This is a genomic window from Streptomyces sp. NPDC002623, from assembly GCF_053592635.1.
Genome location: NZ_JBSFWB010000003.1, coordinates 459,232 through 475,389, shown reverse-complemented (window position 1 = coordinate 475,389; position 16,158 = coordinate 459,232). Strand labels below are relative to the sequence as shown.

Genomic DNA, 16,158 nt, shown 5'->3' with positions numbered 1-16,158 from the left:
CTGGCCGAACAACACGTGACCTGGCCCGAACACAGCCGGGCCACGGTCAGGGTAAAGGCGACTGCGAGCTCGGACAACACCTCCGAGTTGAAGCCCACCCTGGTCGGTGGGCTGCCCGTCGCGATCACCCCGCACGGCAAGCACCCCATTGCTGGCACGGCGCAGATCGAGGTCCTCGGTCGCAAGGAGACACGTGCCACAGGGCTCAACGGCCTGCTGCTCACCGCCACTCCGGCGCAGCCCGGAGACGCTCAGCTCACCATCGACTACGCGGCATTCGCTTCCGCCTACGGTGGTGACTGGGCCGGTAGGCTCAGCTTTTCAAAACTTCCCGAGTGCGTACTGACCACTCCGGAGAAGCCGGCCTGCCGCACACTGACGCCTCTCACCACAGTCAACGATGCCGAGCGGCAGACCGTGACCGGTCGGGTCGGTTTCGGCTCTGCAGCGGTCACCTCCGAGGCTGACGGGTCGGTTGTGCCGGGGAAGGCCGCCACAGTTGTCCTGGCCCTGGCCGCGTCCGGTGAGACAGCCTCGGCTGCCGGATCCTTCAAGGCCACGGAACTCTCACCTTCCTCTTCCTGGACGGCGGGATCCTCGTCCGGCTCCTTCGGCTGGTCCTACCCGCTCGATACACCGCCCGTCGCGGCCGGACCCCTCCCCAAGCTGGATCTCTCCTACGACTCGGGCAGCACCGACGGCCGGACCGCCAACACCAATACGCAAGCGACGGTGGTCGGCGAGGGCTTCAACTCGCCCGGCGCCTCCTACATCGAGCGCCAGTACGGCTCGTGCGACGACGACGGCCAGGTCGACAAGTTCGACATGTGCTGGAAGTACGACAACGCCTCCCTGGTCCTCGACGGCAAGTCATCCGAGCTGGTCAAGGACGACACCAGCGGCCAGTGGCAGCTGAAGGACGACGACGCCTCCAAGGTCGAACAGCTCAAGGACACAAGTCTCGGCAACGGTGACGGCAACGGCGAGTACTGGCGGGTGACCACCGGCGACGGCACCAAGTACACCTTCGGTCTGCACAAACTGCCGGGCGCGCCTGACAGTGAGCGGACCAACTCGGTGTGGACCGTGCCAGTCTTCGGCGACGACACGGGTGAGCCCGGCTACAGCAGTGGGAACAGCTTTGCGGATCGCTGGGACATCCAGGGATGGCGCTGGAACCTCGACCTCGTCGAGGACACCCATGGCAACGCCATGACGTACTGGTACAACAAGGAAACCAACTACTACAAACGTGGCAACGGCTCCACCGCCAACGCCGCCTACACGCGGGGCGGCACCCTCCAGAAGATCCTCTTCGGGCAGAGCGCGGCGGTGCTGTTCACCACGAACGCAACCGCCCAGGTGGCCTTCACTTACGACGAGCGCTGTCTGGCGACCGGCACCGGCTGTGATTCCCTTACCGAGGACTCAGCCGACAACTGGCCGGATGTGCCGTACGACGCCATCTGCGCCAACGGAGACTCCAACACCGACTGCCTGGCCGTCAGCCCCTCGTTCTTCACCCGCAAACGTGTTACCAAGATTGCCACTGGGGTATGGAACGGGACTGCCTACACTCCCGTGGACTCCTGGACGCTCTCACACAAGTGGGAAGACGGCCAGGACATCGGCAACACCTCCGACCAGACCCTGGTTCTGACCGGCATCGAACGCACCGGACACGCCGGAACCGCCATCAAGCTGGACCCGGTCTCCTTCACCTACCAGCTACGGCCCAACCGCGTGGAGGGTGGCACCACCCCCGGCGGCGGCAACATCCTGCCGTACAGCCGCCCACGCATGCACACCATCACCAGCGAGACCGGCGCCATCACGACCGTCACCCTCTCGCCGGCCGAGTGCGTCCGCGGTTCCAACATGCCTGCCGCAGAGGACACCAACAGCAAATCGTGCTACCCGGTGTACTGGAACATCAACGGCTCCGACGAGGCCTCCCTCGACTGGTTCCATAAATACCGCGTCACTGCTGTCCTCACCGACGATCCCGTCGCCGGCTCGGCCATCGAGAACGAGTACGCCTACAGCAACCCTGGATGGCACTACGACGACTCCCCGTTCACACCAGCCGACGAACGTACCTGGTCCCTGTGGCGAGGCTACGGTCAGGTGACCACTTACACCGGCCGGGCCGACCGCACCCGGTCCAAGACCACCTCTGTGTACATGCAGGGCATGAACGGCGACCGGCTGCTCACCCCGGCCACGGACGACGCCAACGCCGTGGACTCCGGCACCCGCCGAAGCTCGGCAGTCAAAGCGGTTCCCGTATCTGGCCTGACCATCGCCGACTGGACCGATTCCGACCAGTACGCGGGTTTCCTCAGACAAGAGATCACCTACGACGGAACTGCTCCGATCACGGTGAGCGTGAACAATCCCTGGTCTCAGAGGACCGCTTCACAGCAGAAGTCCTACGCGCACACTGAGGCTTATTACGTCCGCCCGGGAAACTCCGCTACATACACTTACCTCACTGTTCCCAAAACGTGGCGAACCACAGGTACCACCACCAGCTACGACTCCTTCGGCATGGTCACGAAGGTGGGTACGGCGGAAACCTGCACCCGCACCTGGTACGCGCGCACTGAAGATGCCGCGGCCGGCATCTACATCAACTCCCTCGTCTCCCGCACCCGGACAGTCGGAAAGCCCTGTTCAACCTCGGAGACGGATCTCTCCTTGCCCACGGACACCGCCGGCCGCGGTGACGTCCTTTCCGACGCCGCCACCGTTTACGACAACCCCGACGCCACGACCTGGTCACCCAACCAACGCCCCACGAAGGGCGAGGCCACATGGTCCGGCCGCCCCACCGGCTACCCGGCGAGCGCAAGCGGCGGCGAACGGCATCCCATCAACTGGCAGACCCTCGCCACCAACGCGTTCGACGCGCTGGGCCGCCCTTTGGTGGTGAGTAACGGCAAGGACAAGGTCAAGACCAGTCGCACCACGTACACGCCGACCGGTCACGGCCCTCTGACCCGCATCCTCACGTACAACGCGATGGACCACCGGACGATCACCTACTACGACGGCCTGCGCGGCTTGAAGCTGCGGGAATACGACGCGAACAACAGGTTGACCGAGTCCGCCTACGACGCGCTCGGCCGGTTGACCGATGTGTGGCTGCCCGACCGGGCTCGCGGCAGCAATGACTCCCCGAGCGCTTCGTACGGATACACCGTCAAACGCGGGAGCGCACCGGTCGTATCAACCTCGCTGCTCAAGACGGCATCGGCACGGACCGTCTCCTACCAGATCTTCGACTCGCTGTACCGGCCGCTGCAGACGCAGAACCCCACCCCACTGGGCGGACGCCTGCTCACCGACACCCGCTACGACGACCGCGGCTTGATCTCCGAGGCCTACGACCAGATCTTCGACGACAAGAACACCCCTGACCCGATCTACACGAAGGCTCTCCACGGCGAGGCCCCCGCCCAGACCCTCACCGTCTTCGACGGCGTCGGCCGCCCGACGACAAGTGCCCTCCTCGTATTCGGCAGACAGAAGTCGTCCACGACCACCAGCTACACAGGCGACAGCACTGCTACCACGGCACCTGAGGGCGGCCAAGGAAGCCGCGTCATCAACGATGTGCTCGGCCGCATCGTGGAACGCCGGGACTACGCCGGTCCGATGACCAACGATCCCGACTACGGCGGAACGACTCCGGCACCGGCCTACACCAACCTCGCCTACCACTACACGCGCGATGGCAAAACGGACACCATCACCGGCAATGACGGTGCTGTGTGGTCCAAGACCTTCGACCTCTTCGGCCGTGAGATTCAGTCGACCGACCCCGACAAGGGAACCTCCACTACCAGCTACACCGATCTCGACACGATCGACTGGACGCAGTCCAACGCCGAACCCAAGGTCTACTACGAAATCGATGCCCTCGGCCGTACCACCGGCCTCTGGCAGAACGTCAAGGAGCCTGCCAACAAACTCGCAGAGTGGACATACGACAGCAAATACAAGGGCCAGCTGGAAACATCCACGCGATACGCCGACGGCCGTGCCTACACGGACACCGTCGTCGAGTCCGACCAGCTCTACCGCCCGAAGAAGACACAGCTCACTCTGCCCTCGGACGACCCCTTGGTCGCCTCCGGCGCGGCAGCCAGTACCTACACCGCGGAATCCTCCTATTATCTCGACGGAACGCTGGCCACCAGCACCCAGCCGGCCGTAGGGGGATTGCCTGCTGAGAAGATCACATACGGCTACAACGCCACCAGTCAGGTCAGCACCGTCTCGGGAGCCACTGGCTACCTTCTCCGCACCAGCTTCAGCGCTCTCGGCCAGGCTGAGCAGCTCATCCTGGGCACCTCGGAGGCCGACAGCGCCAAGCAGACCTACCTGACCAATGTCTTCGAACAGGGCACCGGTCGTCTGACCCACGCCGACGTCACCACACCGGCCATCGCCCCTTACAAGCCGCAGAACCTGGACTACACCTACGACCAGGTCGGCAACGTCACCAAGATCGCGGACACTCCCCAAGGTTCCACGGCTGACATCCAGTGTTTCGGCTATGACGGTTACCGTCGCCTGACCCAGGCACTCACTCCCGCCAACGGCGACTGCGCCAGCAGCGTCACCGGAGGAGCCGCCCCCTACCGAAGCGAATACGCCTACAACGACGCCGGCCAACGCACCAGCGAGACCACGTACAACGGCACCACGCCCACGACGCGAAAGTACTGCTACAACAAGGCTGACAAGCCTCACAGACTCACGGCCACGACAACCGGAGCATCCTGCGGCGGCGTTGAGGACGCGTACTCCTACAACGCAGCCGGTGCCACGACCAATCGCCCCGGTCTCACCGGAACGCCCCAGAGCCTGACCTGGAACTCCGACGGCGCCCTTGCTGGCCTCGCCGAAGGCGGCAAGAGGACCGACTACCTGTACGACGCCAACGGGGAACTGCTGATTCGTCGTGCCGGCGGCGAGGGCGAATCCGTCCTCTATCTCGGCGCAACCGAACTGCACGTCAAGGCGACGGGCACCACCACCAAGACCTGGGCCACGCGCAGTTACGCGGCCAATGGCACGGTCATTGCCGTCCGCAGCAACGAAACAGGCACCGACAAGCTCACGTTCGTCGCCAGCGACCACCACGGCACCGCGAACCTTGCCGTCGACGCTGCCACCCAGGAGGTCACTCGGCGTTTCACTACTCCGTTCGGAGCCGCACGCGGTACGGCTGTCGGGCCGGCGTGGATCGATGACAAGGCCTTCCTTGGTAAACCGGCCGACAAGTCCACCGGACTCACCCACATCGGTGCCCGCGAATACGATTCTGCGATCGGCCAATTCCTCAGCGTCGACCCCGTCCTGGCAGCCGACAGTGCCCAGAGTCTCAACGGCTATAGCTACGCAAACAATAACCCCGCGACCACCAGTGATCCCATCGGGGAATGCGCAGACATCGACTGCCCGACCCGGAATTGCCCTAGCTGTCTGAACTCAACTCCCGGACATTCGGATTCTTCGGCCGCCCATGATTACGAAGGCTCCGGAAGTACACCGACCAACGGGAAGAAAACCGGTGGCGGGGGTGTTTCTTACGGTGGCAGCGGTGTGGGAGCGGCAATACCGTACGCGGCAGGGGTCAAAGTAGTATCGACCTTGAAGCTTCCCTGGCCGCGTCGTCCGTGGGCGATGTCCACCGCTCAAAGCGTGGGCCAGTTCGCGTTCATGAACGCCCTCACTGAACTCCGGGACTGGTTTGGTGCGGAACCGAACGGAAGGCGCTATCGGACCGGACTCAACATAGTTCTCGCTCAGGTAATAGTCGACGGAGGGAAGAAGGGGGTGGTCCCGAGGACCATCGCCGTCCTCAACGCCGGCGCCAGCCCGAAAACGGTCACTGCCATCAAGGAGTTGCTCTCCGGTGTCAACGTTGTGGTGTTCCAGGCGACTGGTCAGAGAAGCGACGGCACCGCTGCGCACTCGGAGCAGGGGATAAGGGAGCTGGCGGAGGATGCGGGACTGCAACGGAAGAACCTCGGGGGGAAAATAATCAAATGGCAGAGCGCTTACTCGACGAACACCATATGCTCGGAGGAATGTGCACGTGACCTGGGAGGTGCCACCGGCCGAGACTGGCGGAAACTGCAGGGAACCAATGGATTCGTGGACGACGTACTCATCGACGACAGATTCAAAAAAGCGATGAGAAATCTTACATCCAGGGGCACGCCGGATGCTCATAGGGCGATCGTCCTCACGGTAAGAGGGATATCGCTGCTCAATAATTTGAGGAACCCTCCTGCGGCCGGCAAGGGGGATATCGCCTGGGGGATCCTCGATGATGAGATTGATAAACCCTAGGATGCAGATCCGGCGGATGGCGTAGTCTGCCGCCGTCGAGCTAGATGTCAGGGAGGCGTTGTGCAATCGGTGAGGACCGGAGCGGGCATGGAGATCACGGGCTTCGGAGCTCCGGTTTTGCCCTTGCTGTACCGATTGTCGACGGGCGAGACACAGTTGGTGACCGCCGCTTCGGGACGATTGCATCGTTGGGACCCGGACTCGGGGGAGCTCCTGGGGGAATTTCAGGCCCTCGAGTCCGGAGCAGGTGACGTGCCCAGTATGGCTGTGGCCGTTCTGCCTGACGGTCAGGTACGCATCGCGGCACCCGATGAAGACGGGTTGTGCCTCTGGGACGGAGTGAGCGGTCGTCTGCTTCGCGAGCCCGACAGCGGTGCCCACCATCTGTTCAATGTCGCCGCCGATGGGTCGGTCGAAGGCGGAGGTCTTCTCATCGGGGGTGGCGTAGGTGGTGTGTACCGGTGGGATCTCCTCACCGGCCACGCTGCCGGACCTGTCCCGGAGAAACCGCTCGGTTATGTCGTCGCCGTGGCGACCGCGGTGATCTCGAACGGCGTTCCTTTGATCGTGGCAAGCTCCGAAGACGGCCAGGTCCACCGGTGGCACGCGATTTCCGGACAGCCGTTCGGTGAACCGCTCTCGGCACCACACATCGTCCTCTTGAGGACCGCGTACCTACCAGACGGTCGCGCTGTGTTCATTGGGGCGGTGGATGACGGAGATTCTGTTTGTCGGTGGGACGCCGAGACAGGAGAAGAGGTGGGACCAATGACCTCGGCTCCGGAGACTGTGGTGGACATGGCGTTGGCTGTTGTCTCAGGGCGGACGAGACTGTTCACGGTGGATGAAAGTGACACGGTCAGACAGTGGGATCTGCTGACAGGTGTCCCGATCGCTCAGACGTTTGCCGGCCACGCGGTGTCGGTGTTGTCTTCCCCAGAGGGGGGTGCTCTGCTCGCGGTCGGTACGCGCGACGGAAGACTCACGACACATCGGTTGCACTGAACGTCTAGTAACCCACCTGTTGTCACCGCGAACCACGTCCGCAGCGTCTACCACCCCCAACCGGATGTCCTTGTTCCAGGCTTTCAGGGCGTTGTCCACCGCGATGTTCGTGGCGGACACCAGCAGGACCCGGTTGCTGCGGGTGAGTAGGTCGCCGATGGCGCACTTCAGTACGGTCGTCTTGCCGGTGCCTGGAGGGCCCCACACCAGGTGCACCCCCCTCGCCGAGACGGGCGCGGTAGGCGTCGGCCTGTGCGGGGTGGAACCCCGGGGGGCTCGGGTCGGACGACGACGTACCGCCGACCGAGCCGCCGGCCAGAGCGCTCGCGAGCGGGGCCTCGCCCAGCCCCGCGATGCCATCGCGCAAGGCCTCGACGAGGAACGTCGGCGGCTGCTTGAGGATCCACAGATACGGGTCCATGACGTCGGCGAACTCTGCAACCTTGACGGTGAGCAGAGAGCCGTTCTGCACCGTTTCCGCAACGGAGAAGCCACTTCCGTCGACACCGTCCGACTCGGGGCCGGCCAGTCGCAGACCCTTGAGCTGGTCCGGTCCTGGTCCGGTCCGATGTCCGAGCCGCGCACGTCGACCGCGTACCAGCCGTCCTCCCTGGTACGGACCGCGCGCCCGATCCGCTGCCAGCGCGGCTGTTTACCCGCACCCCCCGAGATCGCCAACAGTTCCCCCAGGGCCGTAGCGATCTCCTCGCGCCACCCACCTGTTGTTCCCCCTCGATTTCCCCAGTGCCAAGGAACCCACAGACGTGTACGCGTTCGGCGCCACGTTGTTCTTCGCGCTGACGGGCAGGCCGCCCTACCCTCAGGAGTCCCTGCTCACCCCGTCGCATCGGAACAGTGTCGGCGCGGACTTCCGTCCGCTGCTCACCATCGGCTCCGACCTGCCCCGGCCGAATCGGGGTCGAATCAGAGCGGTTTCCGCTGACTGCCTCCGGTCTTCGCCTGCGTAACCCGTGCTAGCAGGTCACAGCCGACCCGGCCCGCGAAGGTGCACGTCAGAAATGTGTGTCAGGAAAACCGGCGTACGGCCCGATTCGTCTGCCGCTGCCTGCGGCTTTGCCCGGGAACGGCCGCTGATCTCCGCGGCCTCGTGCAGTGAGCGGAGCAGTTGCCTCATAGCGCTCTTGTGTCCTACGTCTCATCCGCGAGGTTGTTACGCGGGGCCGACGGCCGGTGTCTCCATGTCGAGTCCATCACGGCACGAGGAGACATCATGAGCGCGAACGTCGAGGTAGTCGTCGTCGGCGGAGGGTACGGGGGTGTGACGGCGGCCAACAAGCTGGCTCGGCGCGACGGGGTGTCGGTGACCGTGGTCAATCCGCGTGCCGAGTTCGTCTCGCGGATCCGTCTGCACCAGCTGGTGACCGGCTCCGACGACGCGGTCGAGGGCTACGACGAGGTGCTGGGCGGGAACGTCCGGCTGGTGGTCGACACCGCGACCCGGATCGACGCCGCCGGGCGCAAGGTGTCGCTGGCGGGCGGCGGCACGCTCTCCTACGACTACCTCGTCTACGCGGTGGGCAGCGGCGCCGCCGATCCCGGCGTGCCCGGAGCGGCGGAGTTCGCTCACTGGGTGTCGGACTTCGAAGGGGCGCAACGACTGCGGTCGGCGCTGGAGGCGACGTCCGAGTCGGCTCCGGTGACCGTGGTCGGGTCCGGCCCGACCGGTCTGGAGACCGCCGCCGAGCTGGCGGAGGCGGGCCGCAAGGTCACCCTGGTCTGCGGCCGCGTCCTCGGCCCCTCCCTGCACGCCCGGGTCCGCCGCCCCGTCGCCCGCCGCCTCGCCAAGCTGGGCGTACACGTCATCGAGGGTCCCCGCGCGCGGGTCACGGAAGTGACCCAGGACGCCGTGCGGCTCGACGACGGCCGCTCGCTGCCCAGCGCGGTGACCATCTGGACCGCGGGATTCCGCGTCCCGGACCTGGCCGCCCGCAGCGGGCTGCGCACCGACGCCGACGGTCGACTGATCACCGACACGACCTTGACCAGCGTGGAGGACGTGCGCATCATCGCCGCCGGGGACGCGGGAGTCATGCCCGACCACCCCTTCCGGATGAGCTGCCAGGCCGCCACCCAGCTCGGCCCGGCCGCCGCCGACACCGTCCTGCGCCGGATCGCGGGCAAGAAGGCCGCCCCCGTCCGGATGTTCTTCGCCGGGCAGTGCCTCAGCCTCGGCCGCGACGAAGGCGTCACCCAGTTCTCCTACCTGAACGACAAGGTGAACGCGCTCAGCATCAGCGGACGCACCGGCGCCGGCGTCAAGGAGATCGCCTGCCGGTTCACCCTCGGCAAGCTGCTCTCCGGGGCGCGCAAGGCCAGTTCCCGCGCAACCCGTGCGACCCGCGCGTCCCACGGCGACGGCGCCGATCGTGTGGAAGCGTCTCAGTCGGAAGAGGCCCCCGCCGGCCCTCGGCGTGCCGCCTAGCCGTCGCCACCCCCGCTCCGGAGAGAACGAAACGCACGACATGAGCGACCACGTCACCGACCCCGCGACCGAGGCCTTCGTCGCCCACCGCAACCTGCTGTTCACCGTCGCCTACGAAATGCTCGGATCCGTGGCGGACGCCGAGGACGTCCTCCAGGAGACCTGGCTGCGCTGGGTCAAGGTCGACCTGGCGCAGGTGCGGGACCAGCGCTCCTACCTGGTGCGGATCACGACCCGGCAGGCACTCAACCGGCTGCGCACCCTCCAACGACGCAAGGAGGCCTACGTCGGCCCCTGGCTGCCCGAGCCCCTGCTCACCGCGCCGGACGTCGCCGAGGACGTCGAGCTGTCCGAGAACCTGTCGCTGGCGCTCATGCTCGTCCTCGAAAGCCTTTCACCGATCGAACGCGCCGTCTTCGTCCTGCACGAGGTCTTCGACTTCGGCTACGACGACATCGCGGCCGTCATCGACAAGAGCCCCTCCGCGGCACGCCAGATCGCCTACCGCGCCCGTCAGCACGTCGACGCCCGCCGACCGCGCACACCGGTCTCCCCCGAGGAGACCCGGGCAGCGCTCGAATCGTTCCAGTCCGCCCTCGCGACCGGAGACCTGCAGGGGCTGCTCGACCTCCTCGCCCCGGACGTCGTCTTCGTCAGCGACGGCGGCGGCCTCAAGCTGGCGGCCCTGCGGCCCGTCGTCGGCGCCGACAAGGTGCTCCGCTACATGGCCGGCAGCGTCGCCAAGGCCGACGGCGCCTTCACCAGCGAGCCCACGACGATCAACGGCAACCCCGGACTCGTTCTGCGCGTGGACGGCGTGATCGACGGCGTGCTGGCCTTCCGCGTGGACGACGCCCGCGTCACCGGCCTCTACTACGTCCGCAACCCCGAGAAACTCACCCACGTCGAGTCCGAGACGCCCCTCACCTCCCGCTGACCGCCCGCCTCACGACACCGCCGCGTCCTTGTACTGCCCCAGGTAGCGGAACCTGCCGTCGACGACCTGGAACACGAACATCGCGTCGTGGTTGAAGCCGTACCCGGTCTCGAACTTGAGGGTACGGCTGACGCCCGTGTAGGCGATCTCGCGGAGTCTGCGGGCGATCGCACCTCGTTCCCGCACCGCCGTGCCGTTCCTCGTGCAGGCCGCCGTCAGGAACATCAGGGCGTCGTAGGCCTCCGCCGCGTACCAGCCGGGGGCGGCACCGAACCGGGTGCGGTAGTCCGCGGCGAAGGCGCGGGCGGAGGGGGCGGCCGTCGGGTCGATGAAGGACGTGGCGAAGACCCAGCCGGTCGCGGCGGCGCCGGCGGCGGTGAGGAAGCGGGGGGCGAGGGCTCGTTCCGTCGCCAGGCGGGTTCCGGTGAAACCCGCCGACTTCAGGGCCGTCGCCAGGCCGGCCGCGCGGGGCGCGTCGCCGGTGAAGACGACCGCGTCCGCCCGCGCGGACATCACCTCGGCGGCCAGGGACGCGTAGTCGATCTCTCCGGCCGGGATGCTCTTCAGCGTGGCGTCCCGACCGACCCGGTCCAGTGCTCGCTGGGACTGGTCGCACAGGTTCCAGGCCGAGTCGCCCTGTGCCTGGTCGGCGATGAGGAACGCGTTCTGCGCGTTGACGTGGTTGCTGAGGTAGCGGGTGCAGGGGGCGGCGAGGAGCTCGTTCGTGACGCGCAGCAACGCATGGGACGGGAACTGCCCCGAGCCGACCGAACCGGGCTCCATGTCGACGCCCACCGAGACGGACAGAACGGGCAACGTCGCCTTGGCGTAGGTGGGTTCGGCGGAGAGCAGACAGGCGTCGGTCGTGGGGCCCAGTACCGCCAGGACGCCCGCGTCCTTCGTCAGCTGGGCGGCCACCGCGGACGATCGTTTCGGATCGCCGCCGTCGTCGTGCGGGAGCAGCTTGATGCGGAAGGGGTGGGCGCTGTCGGCGTTGACCTGCTCCACGGCCAGCCGGGCTCCGTTGAGCTGGGCGTTGCCGTACTCCTTCTGGGCGCCGGTCAGGTCGCCCTGGAAGGCGACGGTCAGTTCGGGGCGTGGGGGCGCCTCGGACGTCGACGTCGTTCCTCCCGTCTTCCGGCGGCTGCTCCACCACCACGCCCCGCTGCCACCGGCCGCCAGGACCCCCGCCGCCGAGCCCAGGAGAAGGGCGCGGCGGCCGACCGCGGGCGGTGCGGCGGGCCGCGGCGCCGTCGTGACGGCCGTCAGGGTCGCGGCTTCGGGTGAGACCCCGGTCGTCGGCGTCGTGGCTTCCGGTGAGACTCCGGTCGTCGGCTTCGGCACCTGGGTCGGTTCTATCGCCCCGACAGCCAGCACTGCCGCGGATCGTTCGTTGATCAGGCGGGTGACCTGCTCCGGCAGCCAGCTCGCGTGCCCGGGGGCGTCCTCCCGCGTTCCCTCCGCCAGCGCCTCCTGGAGTTGCGCGAGGGTGGGGCGGTCTGCCGGAGCCTTGTGCAGACACGACTGGAGGAGGGGGGCCAGGGGTTCCGGCATCGCGGTCGGGTCGGGGTCGTCGTAGACCGTGCGCAGCAGCATGCCGGCCGCCGCGCCGGCGCCGAACGGGCGCACCCCGGTCGCGGCGAACGCCAGCACACAGCCCAGCGAGAACACGTCGCTGGGCGGGCCGATCTCCCCGGCGCGCGCCCGGGCCTGCTCGGGCGAGAGGAAGCCGGGCGAGCCGACGATCACGCCGCTGGAGGTGAGCGCCGTGGCGTCCGGGGCGCGGGCGATGCCGAAGTCGATGAGCCGGGGACCGTCCGGGGCCAGCAGGACGTTGCCCGGTTTCACGTCGCGGTGGACCAGGCCGATCCCGTGCATCGCGTCGAGCGCCTCGGCGAGGCGTCGGCCCAGCGTGTGGACGGACGCGAGCGACAGCGGTCCGAAGGCGTCCACCGTTTCGGCGAGCGACGGGCCTGGCACGTATGCCGTCGCCAGCCATGGGGTCTCCGCCTCCGCGTCGGCGTCCAGCAGGGGGACCACCCAAGGGCTGTCCACCCGGCGGGCCACCTCGATCTCGCGGCGGAAACGGGCCCGAAAGCCCGCCTCCTCGGCGTACGAGGCGCGGACGACCTTGACCGCGGCGATCGCTCCGCCCGGCGCGCGGGCCAGGAAGACGACGCCCATGCCGCCGGCGCCCAGTCGGCGCAGCAGACGGTAGCGGCCGAGGCGGGACGGATCGCCGGTCCGCAACGGCTCCATCAGCGGGTGAGCGGCGCGGGGCCGCCGTACACGAAGTCGCCCTGCTCGACCCGCCAGAGGTAGCCGCCGTTGCCGTCGATGACGAGCTGGCCGTTCTGCTGGAAGGCGTACTGCTTGGTGATGCCCTCGTACTTCACCGCGCGCAGCGCCGCGAGCAGCTTCTCCCGGGTACGGCCCTTCGTCGGCAGCCCGGACAGCGACTTCAGCAGCATGCCGGTGACGTCGTAGGCCTCCGCCGCGTACCACGGCGGCGCCTCCTTCCAGCGCTCGCGGTACGCGGCCGCGAACGCCTTCGCCTCGGGCTTGACGGTCGCGTCGATGACCGGGGCCACCACCACCCAGCCCTCGGCGGCGTCCTGGGCCTCGGTCAGGAACCGTCCGTCGAGCAGCGCGGGGCCGGACACGCGGGCGCCCTGGAACTTGCGGTCTCGCAGCGTCCCGGCGATCAGGGCGCCCCGGTCGTACAGCCCGGCGAAGAACACGGAATCGACGCCGGCGGCGAGCAGACCGTCCACCGCGCTGCCGAAGTCGGGCCGCATCGCGCTGACGACCTCCGGCACGGACGGCTGTCCCGCGCCGGTGAGCGCAACGCTGAGTGAACTGCCCAGCTCTGAAGCGTAGTTACCGGCGGGGCGGTCGAGGACGATGCCGACCTTGCGTGAACGCGCGGTGCCGGTCAGGTAGTTGTGGACATAAATGGGGAACGCCGAGTCGGTCAGCCGTGCCTGGAAGAACGAGCGAAATCCGTAGAGGGCGAGGTTGACCCCGCCGGGGGACACGCCGACCACCGGCAGGAGCCCGGCGTCGTACTTCGCGAGGGCCGTCTGCGCCGTGGCGTCGGTGGTCGGGCCGACCACGGCGAGGACCGCCGGGTCGTCCGTGAGTTCCGTCGCGAGCCGCTCCGCCGTCGCCGGGTCGCCCGCGTCGTCGACGGCCTTGACCCGCACGGTGAACGGGGCGTCGGTGCGCGCGTTGAACTCGGCGACGGCCAGGCGCAGTCCGCGCTCCTGGGCCTTGCCCGCCTCCCGCTGCGGACCGCTGAGGTCGCCGTGCAGCGCGATGGTGTGCACGGGGCGCTGCGACGACGCGGAGGCGGCGGGGGCGTCGTCTCCGGAGTCATCGTCCCGGGCGACCGCCCACCAGGCCGCGCCGCCGCTCGCCGCGAGCGCCACGGCTCCGCCGGCGAGCAGCAGGAAACGCCGTCGGGCGGCCGGAGGGGCAGCGTCCTCCGGTTCGGGTTCCGCTTCGGGCGCGGCTGTCTGTGCCGACGCCTGACCGGGGGGCGTGTCCTGTGCTTCGGACTCGGCGGGTGCGGTGTCGTCGTCCGGTTGTGCCGGGGCACCGGCCGTCACGTGGGTGTGCTCGATGTCCGGTAGCGCGAGGGCGGCTGCCGAGCGTTCGGCGATCAGGCGGCTGACCGGCTCGGGCAGCCACCCCGATGTCGCCCCTGACTTCCCGGACTCCGACTGCTCCTCCGGTTCCTCCGCCAGCTCCCGCGCCAGTTCCTCCGCGGTCGGACGTCCGGCCGGGTCCTTCTCCAGGCAGCGTTCCACCAGTTGGAGCAGGTTCGGCGGCACTCCGTCCAGGTCCGCCGGGTCGTGCACGGCCCGGTACAGCAGGGCGTCGACCGCTCCGCTGCCGAAGGGCGCCCGTCCGGTGGCGGCGAACGCCAGGACGCAGCCGAGGGCGAAGACGTCGCTCGCGGGACCGATGTCGTCGCCGCCGGGGCCGCCGGCCTGCTCGGGCGAGAGATAGCCGGGGGTGCCGACGACCATTCCGGTCGCGGTGAGGGCGGTGTCCTCCGGGGCCCGGGCGATGCCGAAGTCGATGAGCCGGGGCCCGTCGTGGGCGAGCAGTACGTTGCCCGGCTTCAGGTCCCGGTGGACCAGCCCGGCGCGGTGCACCTCGCTCAGCGCCTCCGCCAGCCGGGCGCCGAGCAGCCGCAGCCCGTGCTCGGCCAGCGGCCCGTGTGCGGACACGGCCTCGCCCAGCGACGGGCCGGGCACGAACGCCGTTGCCAGCCAGGGTGCTTCGGCGTCGGCGTCGGCGTCCACCAACGGCACCGCCCAGGGAGTGTCGACCAGCCGGGCGACCTCGACCTCGCGGCGGAACCGCTCCTTGAAATCCTGGTCCTCGGCGTACTCGGCGAGCAGGACCTTCAGCGCGACCAGGGCGCCGCCCGGCGTGCGCGCCAGGTACACCACACCCATGCCGCCGGCGCCGAGCCGCCCGAGCAGGCGGTGGTCGGCGATACGGGCGGGATCGGACGAACGCAGCGGCTCCATCAGTTCTGTCCTCCGAGCTCGAACTCAGCGCGGTTGAGCATCGAGACGAGGCCCTCCGACATGTAATCGGTCAGCTCGTCGACGGAGTAACCCGCGGCGCCCTTCACCGAGACCGCGACGGTGAGCGTGCCGAGCCGGGCGACGTCCCAGCGGTACGTCTGCTCGCCGTCCGCGCTGAGGTAGGAACCTGCTTCCAGGACGTCGTCGTCGGCGTAGCTGTTGGCGCCCTGACCGTACGGTGTGCCGATCGACCGGAGTCCGGCGATCTGTTCGTCGGTGCGGACCTGCTGCACGGGGCAGCGCAGCGCCTCCTCCAGCGTGGTGGACAACTGCTCGTCCGCGTCGAGGACCGTGGCGTGCACGGTGACCGCCGCGGTCACCTTGAGCTCTCCCTTGCCCTTGACGGCCGGCCGCGCGCTGTAGAGGGACAGCGAGGCCAGGACGCCCTGGGGGAGCGACCGGCGTTGCCACCGGCACTGTTCGTCGAGGACGGCGGCGGTGCCGGGGGCGCTCTCGGCCGGCTGCTGGGCGACGAAGCCCGCTCCCCAGCCCTGCGGCCGTAGCGCGACCGCCTTCGCCAGGGCCTCGGCCTGCGCCTTCGTCCGGGGCACGGCCGCGGGGTCCGCCTCGAACGGAGTCAGCGACGTCGCGTCACTACCGGAAGTCGAACCACTGCCGGTGGAGGCGGAGGCTGTTGGGGAACCGGACCCGGACGGAGTGCCGGACGACGACCGGGCGGACGCCGAAGGGCTCGGCTCGGCCGTCTTGTCGTCCCCGGCGCCGCAGCCGCCGAGCAGCACGGCGACCGTGGCCGCCGACGCCATGGCCCTCAGCGGCCGCACCGACCGAACCGGCCGCAC

General features: G+C 68.3%; 7 protein-coding genes and 1 pseudogene. 4 read left to right on the top strand and 4 right to left on the bottom strand.

Annotated elements, in window-relative coordinates; translation table 11 throughout:
* Positions 1–87: 87 nt before the first annotated feature.
* Complete coding sequence (locus ACWD4O_RS07780; protein WP_451278420.1) at positions 88–6,369, top strand: RHS repeat-associated core domain-containing protein; 6,282 nt, start codon at positions 88–90, stop codon at positions 6,367–6,369.
* An 87-nt stretch (positions 6,370–6,456) separates the two neighbouring features.
* On the top strand, positions 6,457–7,374 hold the full coding sequence (locus ACWD4O_RS07775) for a WD40 repeat domain-containing protein (protein ID WP_451278418.1): 918 nt from the start codon (positions 6,457–6,459) through the stop codon (positions 7,372–7,374).
* Between the two features lie 6 nt (positions 7,375–7,380).
* Here the strand turns inward: ACWD4O_RS07775 and ACWD4O_RS07770 are convergent.
* Positions 7,381–7,734 (bottom strand): annotated as a pseudogene (locus ACWD4O_RS07770) (AAA domain-containing protein); the annotation flags it as partial.
* 871 nt (positions 7,735–8,605) lie between these two features.
* Between ACWD4O_RS07770 and ACWD4O_RS07765 the strand changes: the two are divergent.
* Positions 8,606–9,817 (top strand): NAD(P)/FAD-dependent oxidoreductase, encoded by a 1,212-nt coding sequence (locus tag ACWD4O_RS07765; RefSeq protein ID WP_451278416.1) that lies wholly within the window; start codon positions 8,606–8,608, stop codon positions 9,815–9,817.
* Positions 9,818–9,857: 40 nt separating this feature from the next.
* On the top strand, positions 9,858–10,754 hold the full coding sequence (locus ACWD4O_RS07760) for an RNA polymerase sigma-70 factor (RefSeq protein ID WP_451278415.1): 897 nt from the start codon (positions 9,858–9,860) through the stop codon (positions 10,752–10,754).
* Positions 10,755–10,763: 9 nt separating this feature from the next.
* On the opposite strand, the gene ACWD4O_RS07755 is transcribed toward ACWD4O_RS07760, so the two are convergent.
* The 3 genes from ACWD4O_RS07755 to ACWD4O_RS07745 are packed head-to-tail and all read right to left on the bottom strand — an operon-like array spanning position 10,764 to position 16,122.
* Positions 10,764–13,013: a bifunctional serine/threonine-protein kinase/ABC transporter substrate-binding protein gene (locus tag ACWD4O_RS07755; RefSeq protein ID WP_451278413.1), complete on the bottom strand. Its 2,250-nt coding sequence runs from the start codon at positions 13,011–13,013 to the stop codon at positions 10,764–10,766.
* On the bottom strand, positions 13,013–15,298 hold the full coding sequence (locus ACWD4O_RS07750) for a bifunctional serine/threonine-protein kinase/ABC transporter substrate-binding protein (RefSeq protein ID WP_451278411.1): 2,286 nt from the start codon (positions 15,296–15,298) through the stop codon (positions 13,013–13,015). The genes ACWD4O_RS07755 and ACWD4O_RS07750 overlap by 1 nt, the downstream gene beginning before the upstream one ends.
* Positions 15,298–16,122, bottom strand: coding sequence for a hypothetical protein (locus ACWD4O_RS07745; protein WP_451278409.1), 825 nt, complete (start codon positions 16,120–16,122; stop codon positions 15,298–15,300). The genes ACWD4O_RS07750 and ACWD4O_RS07745 overlap by 1 nt, the downstream gene beginning before the upstream one ends.
* Positions 16,123–16,158: the final 36 nt, after the last annotated feature.

Bases quoted from the DNA above. Each gene is read 5' to 3' on its own strand.
- ACWD4O_RS07775 (WP_451278418.1), top strand. From the start codon at position 6,457: ATGGAGATCACGGGCTTCGGAGCTCCGGTTTTGCCCTTGCTGTACCGA.
- ACWD4O_RS07765 (WP_451278416.1), top strand. From the start codon at position 8,606: ATGAGCGCGAACGTCGAGGTAGTCGTCGTCGGCGGAGGGTACGGGGGT.
- ACWD4O_RS07760 (WP_451278415.1), top strand. From the start codon at position 9,858: ATGAGCGACCACGTCACCGACCCCGCGACCGAGGCCTTCGTCGCCCAC.
- ACWD4O_RS07755 (WP_451278413.1), bottom strand. From the start codon at position 13,013: ATGGAGCCGTTGCGGACCGGCGATCCGTCCCGCCTCGGCCGCTACCGT.
- ACWD4O_RS07750 (WP_451278411.1), bottom strand. From the start codon at position 15,298: ATGGAGCCGCTGCGTTCGTCCGATCCCGCCCGTATCGCCGACCACCGC.
- ACWD4O_RS07745 (WP_451278409.1), bottom strand. From the start codon at position 16,122: ATGGCGTCGGCGGCCACGGTCGCCGTGCTGCTCGGCGGCTGCGGCGCC.